The following is an 18,758-nucleotide window of genomic DNA, read 5'->3' on the forward strand; positions in this document are numbered from 1 at the left end:
TTCCTCACGTCTGCCTCATGACCGCGAACCCGGGCCCAGCACCGAACCAAAATTCACTCGACCAATCCGCTCGAACGCCTGACCCGACTTGAACAGCGACCTGAAAATAGTCCAATGAAAACAGCCATGTATTGTGGGCGCGTGGTTTCTTAGCACCACACCCTGCGGCTTTCGGGAGGATTTGGATCAGGAAGCGGATGCGTCTCGCACGTTGGCTGGCAGGGCGACGCCGGCGGCCTTGAAGATCGGCCCGATCGAGTTGGTTGCTGGGGTGCGCAGGACGATCTGCTGCCCGCGCTTGCTGATGGTGACCTCCTGGAGGCGGTCGAGATCACGCAGGAGATCGGCCCATTCGACGCGCTTGCCGGCCCGGCGGAGTTTTTCGTCGAGCGCCTGGTGCAGGATCAGCGCGAGGAACGAGCAGAAGACGTGGCCGCGGATGGCGGCGTCGGAGGAATGGTAGATTGGCCGGGTGCGCATTGTCGCCTTCGCGACACGGAACAGCCGTTCGACATTCTGCAGGTCCCGGTAGCGGATCACCGCCTGCAGCGGTGAAATCCGGGCGTTGGAGCGCAGCACGAAGACGCCGTCGAAGCGGGCTTCCTCGGCGAGCTTGCCGGCGTCGATCTCGAACAGCTTGTGCTTGCGGCCGGGCTTTGCGTCACTGACCGGGCGCAGGAAGCGGCGATAGGCGGAGTTGCCGATCAGCGCCTTATCGCCGCGCGTCAGCTGACGATCGAGGGCGGCGACCACCTTGCGCCTGGTCTCGGCCTCTTCGATGGCCACCGCCTCGTTGCGGCAGACGATATAGCGCTTGCCCGCGACCTTGACCTCCTTGATGAAGAGCTGGGTCTCGTCGCCACCGGCGCGCTCGAGGCAGAGCGGGGTGTAGGGGCGCTCATCGGCCAGCACCACCTCGCGGACGATGCGGTCGGTGCGTTCCCTTGCGCCGAGCACGTATTCCAGCCCGCGCTCCTCCAGCGCGGCGATCGTCGCGGCACTGATCATGCCGCGATCGGCGACGACGCAGACCCGGCCGATGCCGAAGCGCGACCGCAGGCGGTCGATCACCGGCACCAGCACCGAGACATCGGCGGTGTTTCCTGGCCACATCTCGGTGCAGATTGGCCTTCCGTCCTGATCGATCACCACGCCGAGGATCATCTGCGCGAGCTGTGGGCGGTAATCCTTGGAGTGGCCCCGCGCGCCCAGCGTCTCGCCGCCGGCACCTTCGAAATACAGCGAGGTGGTGTCCATGAACACGACCGAGAGGTCGGTGAACAGATCATGCCGTCGGGCGAAGAGACGCTCTTCCACCAGATCCTTCACCGTCCGTGGCGCAAAGGGCGTGGCATCCCCCTGTTCCTCGTCCGGCAGCTCTTCGCCGAGCCAGGCCATGGCGCGGTAGAGGTGATGCAGGCCGAGCTCCTCGGTGCCGGGAATGTCGTAATCCTCGAGCCATTTGTCGCAGGCGCGATCCGAGCCCGAGACCATGATCCGGTGGAGCACGGTGGCGAACACCGCGCGCTCGACCGGGAACTCGAACTGCCGCCCGGCCAGCAGCTCCTCGAACACAGCAGCGATCCCGCTCTCCTGCCACAGTCGGCCGAACAACAGCGGCGCGCCGATCCGCTTGCAGCTCAGCCCGTCCGGATTGCCTGCCGCCAGCTGGGCCAGGACCGAGGCACGGTCGGCATAGCGCGCGATCGAGGCGGCGAGGCGGTCGAGACCTCCATCGGCCAGGACGACTTCCTTCCGGCCCAGGTTCTTGATGATGCGCTGCTTGCTGCGCCCGTCCTCACGGACGCTCTCGACCAGATAAAGGTAGCTGTAGCCGTTGATTCGCTTCTCGCGCACGAACATGCCGAATTGGCAGCCGAAAACCAATCATAAATCAAGTTAAAAGAAGCAATTTGCGCAATTATTTAGCACCACGTTTTTGCAAAATCCCGACGTGCCTACGAAAATCTCGAGTGAAATCAAAGATCTCAACTTACGATACCGTATCGTTCCGGGTTTGACTGTTTAAGTCGGGCCTGAACAAGGAGGTCAAGCGCCGCGCCGATGTCGTCGGCATCTTTCCCAATGAAGGTTCGATCATCCGCCTGATCGGGGCCGTGCTGCTCGAGGCCAACGACGAATGGCAGACACAGAACCGCTATACTGAAGTTTTTACTTGGGAATGACCTGAACGTGGCGGATAGCCTCGCGTAGCGCTGATTTCTTGCGAGCGTTTTGTGTCCATAAATGGGGCTTGCGGTGCGACTCGATCTGTGATTCGCTCGGGTTATGTTCATCGATGTGGTTCCGAATGGCCGATCGGCGCCGGCCGTGCTGTTGCGGGAGAGTTTCCGCGAGGGGCGGAAGGTTCACAAGCGTACCATCGCCAATCTGAGCCAGATGCCGCCCGCGTTGATCGATGGCCTACGAGCGCTGCTCGCGGGTGGCGCGGTGGTTGGTGGTGCCGATCAGGCGCTGGAGATCCGGCGTTCGCTGCCGCATGGTCATGTGGCGGCGGCACTCGGGATGATGCGCAAGCTCGGGATACCCCGCCTGCTGGGCCGGAGGGCGTCGCGCGAGCGCAGTCTCGCCCTGGCGCTGATCGCCGGCCGGGTGATCGCGCCGGGATCGAAGCTCTCGACCCTGCGCGGCCTGAACCCGGAGACCGCAACATCGAGCCTCGGGCAGATGCTTGATCTCGGTGTCATTGAAGAGCGCGAGATCTATGCGGCGCTGGACTGGCTGGGCACGCAGCAGGGGCGGATCGAACGGGAGTTTGCAAGGCGCCATCTGCGCGACGGCACGCTGGTGCTCTACGACGTCAGTTCATCCTACCTCGAAGGCCGGCATTGCGAACTGGCACACCACGGATACAGCCGGGATCACCGGCCCGATCGGCCGCAGATCGTCTATGGTCTGCTGTGCGATCGCGAGGGGCGGCCGATCGCAGTGGAAGTGTTCGAAGGCAACACCGCCGATCCGGCGACGATCGCCGCCCAGGTGGAGAAACTCAAGCGCCGGTTCCATCTCGAGCGCGTCGTCCTGGTGGGTGATCGCGGAATGATCACCACGGCGCGGATCCGCGAGACGATCAAGCCGGCGGGGCTGGACTGGATCAGCTGCCTGCGCGCGGGGCAGATCCAGGATCTTGCCGAGGGACCGCTGCAGATGTCGCTGTTCGACGAGCGCGATATCGCCGCGATCACGTCGCCCGATTATCCGGGCGAGCGGCTGATCGCCTGTCGCAACGCCGCCCTGGCGACCGAACGACGGCGCAAGCGCGAGGCGCTGCTCGTGGCCACCGAGACGGAACTGGCGCGGATCCGGGATGCGACACGGCGCAAACGCGCTCCTCTTCATGGCGAGGCCGCGATCGGGCTGGCGGTGGGGGCGGTGATCAACCAGCGCAAGATGGCCAAGCATTTCGATCTCACCATCACCGCCAGCCGCTTCGATTTCCAGCGCAACGCCGCCAGCATCGCGCGCGAGGCGGCCCTCGACGGCATCTATGTCATCCGCACCAGTGTGAGCGCGGACGTCATGAGCGAGACCGAAGCCGTGTCAGCCTACAAGGATCTCTCACGGGTGGAACGGGCGTTCCGGTCCCTCAAATCGGTCGATCTCGCGATCCGCCCGGTGCATCACTGGCTCTCGCCGCGGGTGCGTGCCCACGTCTTCCTCTGCATGATGGCCTATTACGTCGAATGGCATCTGCGCGACGCCCTCAAGCCCCTGCTGTTCCAGGATCACGACCGGCCAGGCGCGGAAACTGAACGCTCATCGCCGGTTGCCCCCGCATCGATATCCCCGGCCGCCGATCGCAAGCGCGGGCGACGCCGCAACGACCAGAACCTGCCGATTTCGAGCTTCACCGACCTGATGGCGCATCTCGCCACACAGACCCTCAACACCGCCTCCCTACCCAAGGCGCCGAACGCCACCTTCACCGCTCTGGCAAACCCCACGTCGCTGCAAACCACCGCCTTCGCCCTGATCGGGATCGACCCCATGCGTGTCCAGTAAGCGGCAAAATCAGATCTCGAAGTTCACCGATAAATACAGGGAATTTGCTTTCGAATCAGTGAAAACTTCAGGCTATATGCAGATCGAGGGAATGGTCGAACTCATGGCACCCGCCATCGATGCCGATACACCACGAATTTCCACCGTCGCCGCGTGACCATTGGCCGCTTCAGCTACACCAGAATTTCCACCACATTGACGGACGCTATCATCATGGCCCGTGTTGTGTTTTTCTTCCTGAGCGCTCATAAGTCCGAAACGGCACTTTTCTTGCCGGGGTTTGTGTACCCTCACATGCGGCGCTGATCCGTCGGTTTCCCCTCTTGGAAGGTAAATAGGTCTGCATCCTGCGGACCGCCGAAACGACGGAGACAAGCCATGTCGCAGGGCACGGTTAAATGGTACAATTCCCAAAAAGGTTATGGATTCATCATGCCAAACGACGGCTCGAAGGACGTATTCGTCCATGTGTCCGACGTCGAGCGTGCGGGTCTGGGTTCCCTCAATGAAGGACAGAAGCTCAATTATGAATTGCAGCGCGGCCAGCAGGGCAAAATGTCGGCCGTGAATTTGCAGGCCGCCTAACCTTCAATCTATAGCGCCCCCATCGGTCAGCCGATGGGGTGTCGCTGACCGCACAACGCGAATGTGCCATGACCGAAGTTTGCGCGCCCGGTAACATATGCACGCCCCGGATAAACATCTGCCTGGCCGTTGATGATGCCATGACGCTGTATGGCTTCCGAGCAAGAGCGACGAAATGGGTCAATTCGTCTCGGATGCTGTCGCGTTCCGAAGACAAAAGGAAAATAGCGAGTGGTCTTCAGGCAAAATTACGGCTTGCAACGCGCAGAGCGTAACCGCCTCAAGCAGGCGAAAAAAGAAGCCAAGGATCTGGAGAGGCGTGACGCGGCGTTGCGACGCAAGTCGGGCCAAGAAGGCGATCTTCCGATCCAGGCGAACACCCCTGACGCAGCGGACGCAGATGCGTCGGACTTCTCGGTAGAAGCGGTAAAGCAATGAAGCGCCGAATCGATCGGGCCATTGTCCTGTTCGACGTCACCTATGCCGATGGCAGCCGCAGTTCCCGCCGCAAGATCCTGAAATCAATTGCCGATGGTCCCGGCAGCGAGGCAGCGGTCAAGGCCGAGATAGAGGCGCAGGATCGCGAAATCGAACGGTCTTCGGGCAAGGTCAGAGAGGCGATCAAATCGATTGCGCGCAGCCCCGTCTGAATGCCTCGACTCCCAAGAGATGCGCTTGCTGCGCCGCAGGCGACGATCAGCCGAGCGAAAGAGCCCCAGCGGGTTATCAGCCGGGAGGTATGCAGCCCGGTTTTTTGTTGATGGACGAGCGCTGTCGGGCCAGGTTGAGGTGATGACGCGCGGGTGCTGCGGCGGGTTCGGATGCGGCCCAAACTTCAGGTCGATCCAGCACAAATCACCCCATCACAGGAAGAAGGAATAGCAGTTCTTTGTTGAATTCGGCATGGTTCTGCCGTCACAACATCAGCATGTTCGTTGTCGAGAGAGTCGCCCGCGGCCACAGCTATCTCTACCTCGTCGAAAGCGTCCGCGTGGGCAAATCCGTCCGCCAGCGCATCATCAAACCCCTCGGTTGCAAGGATGTCCTCGCCGCATCCGGCGAACTCGACAGGCTCGTCGCCTCCATCGCACGGCACGCCGAACGTTCCATCATCCTCTCCGATATCGATGCCGGCCGGATCGCCGCCCACAGGATCGGTGCCCCCCTGCTGTTCGGCCGCCTCTGGGACCGGCTCGGCATCGGCGAGGTGCTGAACCATCTCCTCAAAGGCCGTCAGTTCGGCGTTGCCGTCGAACGCGCCGTCTTCGTCGCCACACTGCTCCGGCTGTTCGTCTCAGGCTCCGACCGCTCCTGTGTCGACTGGATGCAGAGCTACGCCGAGACTCGTGACGACCGGCTGATGGATCTCTTCTTCCACTAAGTGGCCATGCCGTATCTGCTCCGGGGCATCATCGTCACGCTCGACTTGACATGCCTCGGATTGGGTGGCGGCCTGCTGATCGGCGTCGTGCTCGCGGCGATGCAGCTTTCCCGCTTTGCGCTGCTGGCCGGGTTCGGACGGACCTATGTGGCTATTTTTCGAGGAACGCCGCTGATCCTGCAACTGGTTTTCGCCTATGACGCTCTGCCGCTTCTCGGCCTGAAGCTGACGCCGCTGATGGCCGGGGGGCTGGCACTCGCGGCGAATGAGGCCCCGTTCATAGCCGAGATCAGTGGCGGCAGGACAGCCTGATTATGGTCCAGGGCATCAACGAACACAGCATGCCGTTGGCTCACACTTTGGTACCGGGACAGGAGGTCGATCTGGCCGCGGTGCATTGGGCGGCGGCACGGGAAGGGAAGTTTATCGCTGAAATTGAGCGCCGGGGCGGCGGAGGAAGGGTCAGAAACGGAGAGGGCGCGGGCGGCCGAACCGGAGCGCGATTTCGGTGGTCTGAGCCCCAAGTTCCCGCCATTCACGAGTAGAGTCTCATCCCCGAGTGATGCCCACGATTGGGCGTAGGTGCAACAGCCGGGTTGGGGGTTAACCTGCTGATTCCGGGCTCAATTCGCCCGGGATTCCGAGATTAACTCGCCCGGGATTCCGGGAATTATTCGCCCACCTATTCCGAGATTAATTCGCCCACCTGTTCCGACTTTTATTCGCCCAGGCGGGCGGGGTTGGCCGGGTTGGCTTGAGGTCTCTGCTGGCTGGTTCAGGTTCCCTCCCTTTGGCTGATCGAGGGAGCGGATGAATGCCAGTGGAGCGGATTGCGATGCGCGATGTGCGCGAGATTGTCAGATTGAGGATGGCGGGGCTTTCGACCCGCCAGGTGGGGATCCGGGTCGGGGTTGCGGCATCGACGGTGCGCTTGACGCTGCGGCGACTGGAGGCGGCCGGGCTCGATGGGCCAGGGGCTCTGGCGCTGTCCGAAGCGGCATTGGAAAGGCGCTTGTTCGACGGCGCGGTGGGCAAGCGGCCGGGGCATCGACGTGTGGATGAGCCGGACTGGGGGCGTATCCGCCGCGAGTTGCAGCGCAAGCACGTGACGCTGTCGATCCTGTGGGACGAGTATATTGCCGAGCACCCGGATGGGTATCGCTACAGCCGGTTCTGCGAGCTCTACCGGAGCTGGGAAGCCCGGCTACCGGTGACGATGCGCCAGACCCACGCATCGGGCGAGAAGCTGTTCGTCGATTATGCCGGCGACACGGTGCCGGTGGTGATCGACCGGCTCACCGGCGAGACGCGTGCGGCCCAGATCTTCGTCGCCGTTCTCGGCGCATCGAGCTTCACCTATGCTGAGGCGACCTGGACCCAGACCCTGCCGGACTGGATCGAGGCGCATAATCGCACTCTGGCAGCAATTGGCGGCGTGCCGGCGCTGCTGGTGCCCGACAACGCCAGGGTCGCGATCATCCGCGCCTGCCTCTACGATCCACAGGTCAACCGGACCTACACCGATATGGCGCGCCATTACGGCACGGCCATTCTCCCGGCGCGGCCGCGGCGGCCGCGTGACAAGGCGAAGGTCGAGGTGGCGGTTTTGCTGGCGGAGCGGTGGCTGCTGGGCAAGCTGCGCAACCGGGCATTTTACGGCCTCGCCGAACTGAATGCCGCGATCGCTGAATTCTGCCGCTGGCTGAACGAGGAGCGGGTCGTCCGTCGCCTGGGGGCGACAAGACGGCATCTGCTGGAAACACTCGATCGTCCCGCGCTGAAGGAACTGCCGGCCGAACCCTATGTGCTGGCGCAATGGCGGCGCCGGCGGGTCGGCATCGATTATCACGTCGAGATCGAGAAGCATTTTTACTCCGTCCCCTACCGGCACGCCCGCGCCGAGGTCGAGGCCCGGTTCACCGTGCGCACGGTCGAGATCTTTCTCCGTGGCGAACGGATCGCCGTGCACGCACGCAGGCCGGGTAACGGCAAACACACGACGATCGCCGAGCACATGCCCTCGAGCCACCGGCGTTATGGCGACTGGACCATCGCACGGATCCATCAGGAAGCCGCACGGCTTGGTCCCTCGGTCGCGACACTCTGCACCCTGATCCTCGAACGCCGGCCTCATCCGGAGCAGGGGTTCCGCGCCTGCATCGGCATCCTTCGCCTGGCCCGCAGTGTTGGCGCCGACCGGCTCGATGCCGCGGCCGAGCGCGCGCTCACCATCGGCACCCTGACCTACGGCTCGGTCAAATCCATCCTCGATAACCGGCTGGAGCGAGCCGCCGGCACCGCCAGTCCCGATCCCACCCCGATCCGCCACCCCAACATCCGGGGCGGCGGATATTTCCACTGATGACAAGGAGAAGCCTCATGCTGAACCATCCGACCCTCGATCAGATCCACCAGCTCGGTCTTGCAGGCATGGCCCGCGCGTTCACCGAGCTGCACGCCAATCCCGAAACCCCCAGCCTCAGTCACGCCGAATGGCTCGGTCTTCTGCTCGACCGCGAGATCACCGTCCGACGTGACAAGCGGTTGAGCACAAGGCTGCGCCATGCCAGGCTGCGCCATGACGCTGCAATCGAGGATGTCGATTACCGGAGTGCCCGCGGCCTCGATCGGGCTCTGTTCCAGAAGCTGATCCAGGGTGAGTGGATCGACGCGCACGACAATCTCGTCCTGAGCGGGCCGACAGGGGTCGGAAAATCGTGGCTGGCCTGTGCCCTCGGTCACAAGGCATGTCGCGATGACAGGACCGTGCTCTATCAGCGCGCCCCCAAACTCTTCGCAGAACTCGCGGTCGCCCGCGCCGAAGGGCGTCACGGCCGGATGATCCGCACCCTCGGTGCCGTCAATCTACTGATCCTCGACGACTTCGGCCTTGCTCCACTCGACGCCGGCGCCCGTCACGACCTGCTCGAGATCGTCGAGGATCGCTACGGCCGCCGCGCCACCATCATCACCAGCCAGATCCCCCCGGCGCATTGGCATGAGCTGATCGGCGATCCGACCTACGCCGACGCCATTCTCGACCGTCTGCTCCACAATGCCCACCGCATCGAACTCACCGGCGAAAGCCTGCGCAAGATCCGCAAGCAAACCCCAAAAACCGCTTGACCCAACGAGAACAGGAGAGCAACGAAATCAACAGCCACAGAGACCGCTACCCGGGCGAATAAATCTCGGAATCCCCGGGCGAATAAACGTCGGAATCGTGGGCGAATTACTCACCAGTCGGTAATTAAGACGACATTTTGCTAGTCGTATGTTTGCGGGGATGATATAATTCTGGCATGAAACGGGACGGTCGCAGATTTGATCATCGCACCCTGGAAACCATCCGGCTGATGGCTGTAGAGCGGGTGCGCGAGGGCGAAGCGGCCTCTTTGGTGATTGCCTCATACGGGTTCAGCCGCACAACAATCTATAAATGGCTCAGCGCGGCATCGAAGCCTGGGGTCGGGGTGAAAGCCTTGCGGTCACGGCCGGCAACCGGCCGGCCGCGGCGTCTGACGCCGCGCCAGGAGCAGCAGGTGTTGCGTTGGATCAATGGCCGCGATCCGCGCCAATACGGCCTGGATTTCGGGCTGTGGACCCGGCACGTTGTGGCCGAACTGATCGAGCGCAAGTTTGGTATCAAACTCGGTGTGACGGCTGTGGGCGAACTGCTGTCGAAACTGGGCCTGACGCCGCAAAAGCCGTTGCAGCGTGCCTATCAGCGCGATCCGGAGGCGATCGAGGCATGGCGACGTGAGCGGTTTCCTGAAATCGCCAGGCAGGCCAAGTCCTGTGGCGGCGAGGTCTTTTTCTGGGACGAGTCCGGCTTTCGGGCCGACGCCGTGCATGGCAAGACCTGGGGCGTGAAGGGACAGACGCCGATCGTCGAGCGTCCGGGCCAACGGCAATCGATCAGCGCCGCCTCGGCGGTGACAGCCCGCGGCGGGTTCTGGTATTGCACTTATGAAGGCGGCCTGAATGCTGAGTTGTTCGTAGCGCTGCTACGCCGGATGATGCGGCACCGCACGAGGCCGGTGCACCTGGTCCTCGACGGGCTGCCTGCCCACAAAACAGCGCTGGTGAAAGCCTACGTGGCGTCGACCAATGGAATGCTGACGTTGCATTTTCTGCCAGGCTACGCCCCTGACCTGAACCCAGATGAACTGGTCTGGAGCCACATGAAGCGGACGGGCGTCGCCCGGACTCCGCTACGCCAAGGCGAAAAGCTTCAGGACAAAATCGAAGCCCAACTCGCCGCCATCAAGCGCAAACCACGTCTCGTGCAATCATTCTTCAAAGCACCAACTGTCGCCTATATTACCGACTGCTGAGTAAAATCGGAATCCATGGGCGAATTCTCCGGAATCCGCAGGTTAACCCCCAACCCGGCGCGCCGCTGATTTTTCCCGCCACCTCTGCCGGGGTTTTGTTGCCCAGGCTCGAATGGGGGCGGTGATGATTGTAGTCGTGACGCCAGGCGGCCAGCACGGACCTCGCTTGAGGCAGGCTCGTGAACAAGGTCTCGTTCAGGCACTCGTCCCGGAGCCGGGCGTTGAAGCTTTCGACGAACCCGTTTTGCTGGGGCTTGCCGGGCGCGATGTAATGCCATTCCACGTTCCGCTCTTTTGAACCGCCCTGGGTTTACCGGAGGCTCCAACTCCCAAATAGGATGGAGCCATGACGAGTCCGACGACGAACAAGTTTTCTCCTGAAGTCCGCGAGCGGGCGGTGCGGATGGTGCTGGAGCACGAGGGCGAACATCCCTCGCGGTGGGCGGCGATGGTGTCGATAGCCGCGAAGTTTGGCTGCTCACCGCATACGCTGCGTGAATGGGTGCAGAAGGTGGATCGCGACAGCGGCCGCTCGCCTGGTGTTCCGTCGGAAGTGTCGGCGAAGCTGAAGGCACTGGAACGCGAGAACCGCGAGCTTCGCCAGGCGAATGAGATCCTGCGCAAGGCGTCGGCATATTTTGCCCAGGCGGAGCTCGACCGCCGGTTCAAACCATGATCTCGTTCATCGATGATCACCGCGGGGCTTATGGGGTCGAGCCGATCTGCAGGGTCCTGCCGATCGCCCCATCGACCTACTACGAGCATGTCGCGAAGCGGGCCAACCCCGAGAGGCGGTCAGAACGGGCCCGGCGGGATGAGGCGCTCGAGGCGGATATCCGGCGCGTGTTCGCGGAGAATTTCGAGGTCTACGGTGCTCGCAAGGTCTGGCGGCAGTTGCAGCGGGAAGGATGCGCTGTTGCCCGCTGCACGGTGGAGCGGTTGATGCGGATCATCGGCCTGCAGGGCGTGATCCGCGGCAAGCCGGTCAGGACGACGATCAGCGACAGGGCGACACCCTGCCCACAGGACCGCGTCAACCGCCAGTTCCAGGCGCCGGCGCCGAATATGCTCTGGGTCTCCGACTTCACTTATGTCGCGACCTGGCAGGGCTTTGTGTATGTGGCGTTTGTCATCGATACATTCGCCCGGCGTATCGTTGGCTGGCGGGTAAGCCGCACCGCGCATGCCGGTTTCGTCCTCGATGCCCTGGAACAGGCTCTTCACGACAGACGCCCGGTACGTAGCGGCGGTCTCGTTGTTGATTTCCGCTGAGATCTGACCCGGGAATTCCATCGAGATTTGACCCGCCCATAGTTTATGATTTGAGTTTCATGATGGGGTCAAGGCTGGATTTTTCTCCTTTCGTTTTTGGGATTTCTGCACGGAGCTATTTTTGAACCTGAAGCTGTCATTTCCGGTCTCGAGGATATGGCAGTGGTGGGTGAGGCGATCGAGGAGCGCGGTGGTCATCTTGGCGTCGCCGAAGACGGCGGACCATTCGCTGAAGCTCAGGTTGGTGGTGATGACGACGCTGGTGCGCTCGTAGAGCTTGCTGAGCAGATGGAACAGCAAAGCTCCGCCTGAGGCGCTGAAGGGCAGATAGCCAAGCTCATCGAGGATGACGAGGTCGGCATGGATCAGACGGCCGGCGATTTGCCCAGCCTTTCCCTGAGCTTTTTCCTGCTCCAGAGCATTGACCAGCTCGACGGTGGAGAAGAAGCGGACGCGCTTTTTGTGATGCTCGACGGCCTGCACGCCGAGCGCGGTGGCGATGTGGGTTTTGCCCGTGCCCGGGCCGCCGACGAGCACGACATTGTCGGCGGGTTCGATGAAGTCGCAACGATGCAACTGGCGGACCAGGGCCTCATTGACCTCGCTGCTGGCGAAGTCGAAGCCGGCCAGGTCGCGATAGGCCGGGAAGCGGGCGGCCTTGAACTGATAGGCCATGGAGCGGACCTCGCGCTCAGCGGTCTCGGCCTTGAGCAACTGGGAGAGTACCGGGATGGCGGCTTCGAAGGCCGGGGCACCCTGCTGGGCCAGTTCATCGACGGCCTGTGCCATGCCGTGCATTTTGAGGCTGCGCAGCATGATGACGAGCGCGCCGGTGGCGGGATCATGACGCATGGCGGGCCTCCTCAGATTGGCGCAAGCTATCGTAGCGCTCGACGTCAGCCTTGGGTTCATTGGCCAATGTCAGTGCCTGTGGCGCGGTGATGACCGGAAGCGGAGCCTGTTTGCCGTCGATCAGCCGGTGGAGCCGGTTGATGATATGCGTCTTGGACGGCACGCCGTCCTCCAGCGCCAGTTCCACCGCCACCAACACCGCCTGCTCGTCATGGTGCAGCACCAGGGCCAGGATCTCCACCATCTCCCGGTCACCGCCAGGACGGCGCAGGAGATGTTGCTGCAGCCGCTTGAAGGCATCGGGCAATTCCAGGAACGGCGCACCGTTGCGCAAGGCGCCCGGCTTGCGCTGGATCACCGCCAGATAATGCCGCCAGTCATACACAGTGCGCCCTGGGCCGTTGTGCGTCCGGTCGATGATGCGCGGATGCTCGCAGATGATTTGCCCCTCCGCCGCCACCACCAGCCTGTCGGGATAGACCCGCAGGCTGACCGGCCGGTTGGCAAAAGAGGCCGGCACGCTGTAGCGGTTACGCTCCAAGTGGATCAGGCAGGTCGAGGAGACCCGCTTGGTGTGTTCCACGAACCCATCGAACGGACGGCCCACAGGCATGAGGCTCTCAACCTCGCTGGCCCAGACATCGGCAATGGTTCCCGGCTCGTTGCCATGCGCGGTCTGCTCCCACAGCTCCCGGCAGCGCCGCTCCAGCCAGTCGTTCAGGGCGTCCAAGCTTTCGAACGGAGGCATGGACTGCCACAGGCGGTGGCGTGCATCCTGGACGTTCTTCTCAACCTGCCCCTTCTCCCAACCGGCGGCCCGATTACAGAACTCGGCCTCGAAGAGATAATGGCTGGTCATCGCCAGGAAGCGGGCGTTGACGCTGCGCTCCTTGCCACGGCCGACCTTGTCAACGGCGGTGCGCATGTTGTCGTAAATCCCGCGCCGCGGTACGCCGCCGAGAGCTTGGAAGGCGTGGTTATGCGCGTCGAACAACATCTCATGTGTCTGCAGCAGATAGGCCCGAACAATGAACGCCCGGCTATGCGACAGTTTGGTGTGCGCCACCTGCAACTTGACGCGGACGCCACCGATGATCGCAAAATCTTCGCTCCAGTCAAACTGGAACGCCTCGCCAGGCGCAAAGGCCAAGGGCACGAAGGTTCCCCGGCCGGCGGTCTGCTGCAGCCGTTGGCACTCCCCCTTCCAAGCCCGGGCAAAGGCCGCCACACGATTGTAGGAACCGTCATAGCCCAGGCTGACGAGATCACCGTATAGCTGCTTGACCGTCCGCCGCTGCTTGCGCGGCCGGCCAGCTTCACGGCGCAGCCACGCCAAAAGCTTCTCGGCATAAGGATCAAGCTTGCTCGGCCGGTCCAGAACCTGAAACTTCGGCTCAATCACATCAGACCGAAGATATTTGCGGATCGTGTTCCGCGACACGCCTGTGCGCCGGGAAATCTCTCGGATCGGCACATGCTCACGCTTATGCCACCGGCGGATAATGCTCAAAAACGCCATGTCCAACACTCCGTTCGCCCCCGCCTCTTCCAGACGGGGAAACAGTCAAACATGGGTCAAATCTCAGTGGAAAAATCCGGCCTTCCCGGGTCAGATCTCAGCGGAAATCAACAGACGGGACTTCCCTCCAGCCTGCACCGACATGACTTGAAGCCCTCGCGGCCATAGGACGTCAGCGTACTGCCGAGAACGCTGTCGGCACGAGGATCTGATTGGTGATGCTGGCCACGATCTGACCGTTCTTCTCGGTTTCGGCGCGCTTGGCCAGCCATTCGGGGTCAGCCTGGAAAGCGGTCCATTTGCTCTCGCGCTCAGCGAGGGATTCCCACGCCAGCAGATAGGTGAGATCCATGTTGGATTCTCCAACGAGCGTCGTCCAGAACCCTGCCTGACGAATGCCGTGTCTATCCCACAATCCGAGTGTCACGGTCTCGAACCGCTTCAGAAGATCTGGAAGTCGACCCGGCATACAGTGATAGATGCGGAGTTCGTGGATCATGGTTTCTATTCCTGAAGATATATCGACGCGGAGGATGCTAGCCCCGGTCCCCCACCCCAGCAAGCCGGAAGGATTGGTTCATCCGTCGTCGTGATCCGCGGGTGGAGCCGTGAACGGCGACTTCATTTCGGTGTTGGACCTTGGGTGGGCGACCTGCAGTCGGAATTGATTGGTCTGGATTCCGGCGCGCAATCCGCAGAAAGCTTGACATTGGGTGCCGCGGTCCCAAACGATAGCAGCTCACTCATGACCAGAGCCAGAGCGATGACCGTGCGAGTTGCCTTATACGCCCGCTTTTCGAGTGACCTTCAGAGTGCGGCGTCGATCGAGGACCAGCTGCGGCTGTGCCGGGAACATGCGGACCGGCAGGGCTGGATTGTGGTGGACAGCTACGCCGACCGGGCGATTTCAGGGGCGTCGCTGCTCCGGCCGGGCATCCAGGAGCTGATGGCCGACGCGGGCCGCGGCCGGTTCGACATCGTGCTGGCCGAGGCGATGGACCGCCTGTCGCGCGACCAGGAGGACATCGCCGCGCTGTTCAAGCGGATGCGCTTTGCCGGGGTCTCGATCGTGACCCTTGCCGAAGGCGAGATCGGCGAGATGCATATCGGCCTGAAGGGTACGATGAACGCGCTGTTCCTGAAGGACCTCGCCGACAAGACGCGCCGGGGCCTGAGAGGCAGGGTCGAAGCAGGACGCTCCGGCGGTGGCAACTCATATGGATATGACGTGGTCCGCCAGTTCGGCGCTGATGGCACGGCGAAGACCGGCGAGCGGACGATCAACGCAGCACAAGCCGAGGTCGTGCGCCGGATTTTCAGGGAATTTGCTCATGGCAAATCACCGCGCGCGATCGCCGTCCAGCTGAACAAGGAGAAGATTCCGGGGCCGCGCGGTGAAGGCTGGAGCCAGAGCACGATCAACGGCAACGCCGAACGCGGCACGGGTATCCTGAACAACGAACTCTATGTCGGGCGCCTGGTGTGGAACCGTCTGCATTACATAAAGGATCCGGCCACCGGGAAGCGGGTCTCACGGCTGAACGATCCAGGCAAATGGGTGATCACCGAGATCCCCGCGCTGAGGATCATCGACGACGAGCTTTGGGCCGCGGTCAAGCAGCGACAGGGCAACATGCGCAAGGCGACCCGCCCGGACATGGCCACGGAACCAAGTGCCCGCAGCGACTCATCGGGGGCAGAATTCTGGCGCCACCAGCGACCCAAACACCTTCTCACCGGCCTGATGCGGTGCGGTGTGTGCGGTGGCGCCTACAGCAAGATCAGCGCAACATTGTTCGGCTGTGCGACCGCCCGGAACAAGGGCACCTGCGACAACCGGCTGAACATCAGGGGCGACCGGCTCGAGGCGATGGTGCTGGACGGCCTGCGCCACCGGCTGATGGACCCGGCGCTGTTCGGGGAATTCGCCGAGGCGTTCGTCGCCGAGCAGAATACCGCCAGCGCGCAGCGGCGGGCCCATTTTTCGGGGATGCGGGAGGAACTCAAACGCATCGAACACCGCAAGGCCCGGATCATCGATGCGATCGCCGAGGGCATGCCGGCGTCCAGCCTCCGCGACGAGATGATCCGGATCGAGGCCCGCAAGGCCGAACTGACCGATCTTCTCGCCCGCGAGACCGCGCCCGAACCTTCGCTGCATCCGGCGATGGCCGAACTTTACCGCGAGGCGGTCGCCAACCTGCACGAGGCGCTGCGGGATCCGACCACGAAGGACGAGGCATTCAGTATCATCCGCACGCTGATCGAGGCGGTGATCCTGGTGCCGGACGGTGCAGAACTGAAGGTGGAACTCCGGGGTGCGCTGGCGGGGATACTGCGTCTTGCGTCAGGTAGCGGTAACGACAAAAGCCCCGGTGCGTGTGCAACGGGGCTTGGTTCTATTTCTGTTCTTGAGGCGCAAATCAAGGTGGTTGCGGGGACAGGATTTGAACCTGTGACCTTCAGGTTATGAGCCTGACGAGCTACCGGGCTGCTCCACCCCGCGGTTGTGGTGGACGATAGATTGGAGGACCTGGCGGCGACCTACTCTCCCGTGCCTTGAGGCACAGTACCATGGGCGCTGGGGGTTTTCACGGCCGAGTTCGGGATGGGATCGGGTGCGGGCTCCCCGCAATGGCCACCAGGTCGTCCAATCTATCGTGATGTTTTGGACTGGTGTGGATTTGGTGTGTTGAGTGAGACTGTGTTGGTGTTTGTGCATGGTGGGGGTGGTTGAGATATTCAAGTTCTATCGGGTGATTAGTACCGGTTAGCTGAGCGCGTTACCGCGCTTATACACCCGGCCTATCGACGTGATGGTCTATCACGACCCTCGGGGAGACCTAGTTTTGAGGTGGGTTTCCCGCTTAGATGCTTTCAGCGGTTATCCCGTCCATACTTAGCTACTCGGCTGTGCCACTGGCGTGACAACCGATGCACCAGAGGTATGTTCATCCCGGTCCTCTCGTACTAGGGACAAATCCTCTCAAGTCTCCAACACCCACGGCAGATAGGGACCGAACTGTCTCACGACGTTCTAAACCCAGCTCACGTACCACTTTAATCGGCGAACAGCCGAACCCTTGGGACCTGCTCCAGCCCCAGGATGTGATGAGCCGACATCGAGGTGCCAAACCTCCCCGTCGATGTGGACTCTTGGGGGAGATCAGCCTGTTATCCCTAGAGTACCTTTTATCCGTTGAGCGATGGCCCTTCCACGTGGAACCACCGGATCACTATGGCCGACTTTCGTCTCTGCTCGAGCTGTCGCTCTCGCAGTCAGGCGGGCTTATGCCATTGCACTCAACAGCCGATGTCCGACCGGCTTGAGCCCACCATCGCGCGCCTCCGTTACTCTTTAGGAGGCGACCGCCCAGTCAAACTGCCCACCATGCAGGGTCCCGGACCGGGATAACCGGCCACGGTTAGACATCAAAAGCGCGCAGGGCGGTATTTCAAGGTTGGCTCCACACAAGCTAGCGCCCATGCTTCAATGCCTCCCGCCTATCCTACACAGCACTCTTCTGATGCCACTGCAAAGCTGCAGTAAAGGTTCATAGGGTCTTTCCGTCTGACCGCGGGTACCCCGCATCTTCACGGGGAATTCAATTTCGCTGAGCCGATGCTGGAGACAGTGGGGAAGTCGTTACGCCATTCGTGCAGGTCGGAACTTACCCGACAAGGAATTTCGCTACCTTAGGACCGTTATAGTTACGGCCGCCGTTTACCGGGGCTTCAATTCAAGGCTTGCACCTCTCCTCTTAACCTTCCGGCACCGGGCAGGCGTCAGACCCTATACGTCGTCTCTCGACTTCGCAGAGCCCTGTGTTTTTACTAAACAGTCGCTACCCCCTCTTTTGTGCCACCCGCACATGGTTGCCCACATACGGGTCTCGCTTATCCCGAAGTTACGCGAGTAATTTGCCTAGTTCCTTCAACATCGTTCTCTCAAGCGCCTTGGTATACTCTACCAGTCCACCTGTGTCGGTTTAGGGTACGGTCTATACGCTGGAGCTATTTCCCGGAATGCTCAAAAGCCCGCCCAATCCGATAAGGACAGACAACATCTCGCATTCGTCACTTCCAGCAGGCGGAGGAATATTCACCCCCTTCCCATCGACTACGGCTTTCGCCCTCGCCTTAGGGCCGGCTCACCCTGCGCGGATTAACCTTGCGCAGGAACCCTTGGACTTTCGGCGACAGAGTTTCTCACTCTGTTTGTCGCTACTCATGTCAGCATTCGCACTTCCGATACCTCCAGGAGGGGTCACCCCATCTCCCTTCACAGGCCTACGGAACGCTCCGCTACCGCGCATGTTTCCATGCACCCACAGCTTCGGTATGTGGCTTTAGCCCCGTTACATTTTCGGCGCAGGATTTCTATTAGACCAGTGAGCTATTACGCTTTCTTTAAAGGATGGCTGCTTCTAAGCCAACCTCCTGGTTGTTTTGGAATTCCCACATCCTTTCCCACTTAGCCACAATTTGGGGACCTTAGCTGGTGGTCTGGGCTGTTTCCCTCTCGACGATGGACCTTAGCACCCACCGTCTGTCTGCCGCGCAAGACACTTCGGTATTCGGAGTTTGGTTAGGTTTGGTAAGGCTTTGGGCCCCCTAGCCCATCCAGTGCTCTACCCCCGAAGGCATACACACGACGATCTACCTCAATAGATTTCGCGGAGAACCAGCTATCTCCGAGTTTGATTGGCCTTTCACCCCTAGCCACAGCTCATCCCCGACTTTTTCAACAGGCGTGGGTTCGGCCCTCCAGTGCGTGTTACCGCACCTT

At 61.8% G+C, this 18,758-nt stretch carries 15 protein-coding genes, 1 tRNA gene, 2 rRNA genes, 3 pseudogenes and 1 other annotated feature (1 of these 22 cut by a window edge); of the genes and pseudogenes, 12 read left to right on the forward strand and 9 right to left on the reverse strand.

Going from position 1 to position 18,758, the window contains the following annotated elements; genetic code table 11:
* Positions 1-186: 186 nt before the first annotated feature.
* Positions 187-1,863, reverse strand: a complete 1,677-nt coding sequence (locus ACIDOCELLA78_RS83620) for an IS1634 family transposase (protein ID WP_201727475.1) — start codon at positions 1,861-1,863, stop codon at positions 187-189.
* Positions 1,864-2,036: 173 nt separating this feature from the next.
* Between ACIDOCELLA78_RS83620 and ACIDOCELLA78_RS83625 the strand changes: the two are divergent.
* Both ACIDOCELLA78_RS83625 and ACIDOCELLA78_RS83630 read left to right on the forward strand, forming a co-directional pair.
* Positions 2,037-2,186: pseudogene (locus ACIDOCELLA78_RS83625) on the forward strand (transposase); the annotation flags it as partial.
* 103 nt (positions 2,187-2,289) lie between these two features.
* On the forward strand, positions 2,290-4,023 hold the full coding sequence (locus ACIDOCELLA78_RS83630; protein WP_201727483.1) for an IS1634 family transposase: 1,734 nt from the start codon (positions 2,290-2,292) through the stop codon (positions 4,021-4,023).
* A 72-nt stretch (positions 4,024-4,095) separates the two neighbouring features.
* Here the strand turns inward: ACIDOCELLA78_RS83630 and ACIDOCELLA78_RS83635 are convergent, their stop codons facing one another.
* Complete coding sequence (locus ACIDOCELLA78_RS83635) at positions 4,096-4,272, reverse strand: hypothetical protein (protein ID WP_214006272.1); 177 nt, start codon at positions 4,270-4,272, stop codon at positions 4,096-4,098.
* A 129-nt stretch (positions 4,273-4,401) separates the two neighbouring features.
* On the opposite strand from ACIDOCELLA78_RS83635, the gene ACIDOCELLA78_RS83640 reads away from it, so the two are divergent.
* The 8 genes from ACIDOCELLA78_RS83640 (at position 4,402) to ACIDOCELLA78_RS83675 (ending at position 10,326) form a co-directional block, all read left to right on the forward strand.
* A complete protein-coding gene (locus tag ACIDOCELLA78_RS83640) occupies positions 4,402-4,608 on the forward strand; it encodes a cold-shock protein (RefSeq protein ID WP_201727846.1) in 207 nt (68 codons plus the stop codon).
* A gap of 231 nt (positions 4,609-4,839) precedes the next feature.
* Positions 4,840-5,046, forward strand: a complete 207-nt coding sequence (locus tag ACIDOCELLA78_RS83645; RefSeq protein WP_201727847.1) for a hypothetical protein — start codon at positions 4,840-4,842, stop codon at positions 5,044-5,046.
* Positions 5,043-5,258 (forward strand): hypothetical protein, encoded by a 216-nt coding sequence (locus ACIDOCELLA78_RS83650; protein WP_201727848.1) that lies wholly within the window; start codon positions 5,043-5,045, stop codon positions 5,256-5,258. The genes ACIDOCELLA78_RS83645 and ACIDOCELLA78_RS83650 overlap by 4 nt, the downstream gene beginning before the upstream one ends.
* A 278-nt stretch (positions 5,259-5,536) precedes the next feature.
* Entirely contained in the window at positions 5,537-5,989 is a 453-nt protein-coding gene (locus ACIDOCELLA78_RS83655; protein WP_249675089.1) for a hypothetical protein, read from the forward strand.
* 6 nt (positions 5,990-5,995) lie between these two features.
* A complete protein-coding gene (locus tag ACIDOCELLA78_RS83660) occupies positions 5,996-6,301 on the forward strand; it encodes an ABC transporter permease subunit (RefSeq protein WP_201727849.1) in 306 nt (101 codons plus the stop codon).
* Positions 6,302-6,824: 523 nt separating this feature from the next.
* The gene (istA, locus tag ACIDOCELLA78_RS83665; protein WP_201727680.1) at positions 6,825-8,351 is read left to right on the forward strand and encodes an IS21 family transposase; all 1,527 of its coding nucleotides are present in this window, start codon (positions 6,825-6,827) and stop codon (positions 8,349-8,351) included.
* A gap of 17 nt (positions 8,352-8,368) precedes the next feature.
* Complete coding sequence (istB, locus tag ACIDOCELLA78_RS83670; protein ID WP_201727488.1) at positions 8,369-9,115, forward strand: IS21-like element helper ATPase IstB; 747 nt, start codon at positions 8,369-8,371, stop codon at positions 9,113-9,115.
* A gap of 176 nt (positions 9,116-9,291) precedes the next feature.
* Positions 9,292-10,326 (forward strand): IS630 family transposase, encoded by a 1,035-nt coding sequence (locus ACIDOCELLA78_RS83675; RefSeq protein WP_201727480.1) that lies wholly within the window; start codon positions 9,292-9,294, stop codon positions 10,324-10,326.
* On the opposite strand, the pseudogene ACIDOCELLA78_RS83680 reads toward ACIDOCELLA78_RS83675, so the two are convergent.
* Positions 10,313-10,621, reverse strand: a pseudogene (locus tag ACIDOCELLA78_RS83680) (transposase); the annotation flags it as partial. The gene ACIDOCELLA78_RS83675 and the pseudogene ACIDOCELLA78_RS83680 overlap by 14 nt on opposite strands.
* Positions 10,622-10,672: 51 nt before the next feature.
* On the opposite strand from ACIDOCELLA78_RS83680, the pseudogene ACIDOCELLA78_RS83685 reads away from it, so the two are divergent.
* A pseudogene (locus ACIDOCELLA78_RS83685) lies at positions 10,673-11,583 on the forward strand (IS3 family transposase); the annotation flags it as partial.
* Positions 10,957-11,073 (forward strand) — a sequence feature (AL1L pseudoknot). It overlaps the preceding pseudogene by 117 nt.
* A gap of 72 nt (positions 11,584-11,655) precedes the next feature.
* Here the strand turns inward: ACIDOCELLA78_RS83685 and istB (ACIDOCELLA78_RS83690) are convergent.
* The 3 genes from istB (ACIDOCELLA78_RS83690) to ACIDOCELLA78_RS83700 all read right to left on the reverse strand — a co-directional run bounded on the left by istB (ACIDOCELLA78_RS83690) (position 11,656) and on the right by ACIDOCELLA78_RS83700 (position 14,468).
* Positions 11,656-12,450, reverse strand: coding sequence for an IS21-like element helper ATPase IstB (gene istB, locus ACIDOCELLA78_RS83690; RefSeq protein WP_013641220.1), 795 nt, complete (start codon positions 12,448-12,450; stop codon positions 11,656-11,658).
* Positions 12,440-13,969: an IS21 family transposase gene (gene istA / locus ACIDOCELLA78_RS83695; protein WP_201727833.1), complete on the reverse strand. Its 1,530-nt coding sequence runs from the start codon at positions 13,967-13,969 to the stop codon at positions 12,440-12,442. The genes istB (ACIDOCELLA78_RS83690) and istA (ACIDOCELLA78_RS83695) overlap by 11 nt, the downstream gene beginning before the upstream one ends.
* A 172-nt stretch (positions 13,970-14,141) precedes the next feature.
* On the reverse strand, positions 14,142-14,468 hold the full coding sequence (locus tag ACIDOCELLA78_RS83700) for an NIPSNAP family protein (RefSeq protein WP_035186457.1): 327 nt from the start codon (positions 14,466-14,468) through the stop codon (positions 14,142-14,144).
* A 246-nt stretch (positions 14,469-14,714) separates the two neighbouring features.
* Between ACIDOCELLA78_RS83700 and ACIDOCELLA78_RS83705 the strand changes: the two genes are divergently transcribed.
* Positions 14,715-16,442, forward strand: coding sequence for a recombinase family protein (locus ACIDOCELLA78_RS83705; protein ID WP_201727924.1), 1,728 nt, complete (start codon positions 14,715-14,717; stop codon positions 16,440-16,442).
* On the opposite strand, the gene ACIDOCELLA78_RS83710 is transcribed toward ACIDOCELLA78_RS83705, so the two are convergent.
* The 3 genes from ACIDOCELLA78_RS83710 to ACIDOCELLA78_RS83720 all read right to left on the reverse strand — a co-directional run.
* Positions 16,399-16,475 (reverse strand) — tRNA-Met (locus tag ACIDOCELLA78_RS83710). The two genes, ACIDOCELLA78_RS83705 and ACIDOCELLA78_RS83710, sit on opposite strands and share 44 nt — an antisense overlap.
* 25 nt (positions 16,476-16,500) lie before the next feature.
* A 5S ribosomal RNA gene (gene rrf / locus ACIDOCELLA78_RS83715) occupies positions 16,501-16,615 on the reverse strand.
* A gap of 93 nt (positions 16,616-16,708) precedes the next feature.
* Positions 16,709-18,758, reverse strand: a 23S ribosomal RNA gene (locus ACIDOCELLA78_RS83720) (it continues 684 nt past the right edge of the window).

The sequence above is a fragment of the Acidocella sp. C78 genome, assembly GCF_907164655.1.

Excerpts from the sequence above, each read along its gene's own strand:
- ACIDOCELLA78_RS83620 (WP_201727475.1), bottom strand. The coding sequence starts at position 1,863 with ATGTTCGTGCGCGAGAAGCGAATCAACGGCTACAGCTACCTTTATCTG.
- ACIDOCELLA78_RS83630 (WP_201727483.1), top strand. The coding sequence starts at position 2,290 with ATGTTCATCGATGTGGTTCCGAATGGCCGATCGGCGCCGGCCGTGCTG.
- ACIDOCELLA78_RS83635 (WP_214006272.1), bottom strand. The coding sequence starts at position 4,272 with ATGAGCGCTCAGGAAGAAAAACACAACACGGGCCATGATGATAGCGTC.
- ACIDOCELLA78_RS83640 (WP_201727846.1), top strand. The coding sequence starts at position 4,402 with ATGTCGCAGGGCACGGTTAAATGGTACAATTCCCAAAAAGGTTATGGA.
- ACIDOCELLA78_RS83650 (WP_201727848.1), top strand. The coding sequence starts at position 5,043 with ATGAAGCGCCGAATCGATCGGGCCATTGTCCTGTTCGACGTCACCTAT.
- ACIDOCELLA78_RS83655 (WP_249675089.1), top strand. The coding sequence starts at position 5,537 with ATGTTCGTTGTCGAGAGAGTCGCCCGCGGCCACAGCTATCTCTACCTC.
- ACIDOCELLA78_RS83660 (WP_201727849.1), top strand. The coding sequence starts at position 5,996 with ATGCCGTATCTGCTCCGGGGCATCATCGTCACGCTCGACTTGACATGC.
- istA (WP_201727680.1), top strand. The coding sequence starts at position 6,825 with ATGCGCGATGTGCGCGAGATTGTCAGATTGAGGATGGCGGGGCTTTCG.
- istB (WP_201727488.1), top strand. The coding sequence starts at position 8,369 with ATGCTGAACCATCCGACCCTCGATCAGATCCACCAGCTCGGTCTTGCA.
- ACIDOCELLA78_RS83675 (WP_201727480.1), top strand. The coding sequence starts at position 9,292 with ATGAAACGGGACGGTCGCAGATTTGATCATCGCACCCTGGAAACCATC.
- istB (WP_013641220.1), bottom strand. The coding sequence starts at position 12,450 with ATGCGTCATGATCCCGCCACCGGCGCGCTCGTCATCATGCTGCGCAGC.
- istA (WP_201727833.1), bottom strand. The coding sequence starts at position 13,969 with ATGGCGTTTTTGAGCATTATCCGCCGGTGGCATAAGCGTGAGCATGTG.
- ACIDOCELLA78_RS83700 (WP_035186457.1), bottom strand. The coding sequence starts at position 14,468 with ATGATCCACGAACTCCGCATCTATCACTGTATGCCGGGTCGACTTCCA.
- ACIDOCELLA78_RS83705 (WP_201727924.1), top strand. The coding sequence starts at position 14,715 with ATGACCAGAGCCAGAGCGATGACCGTGCGAGTTGCCTTATACGCCCGC.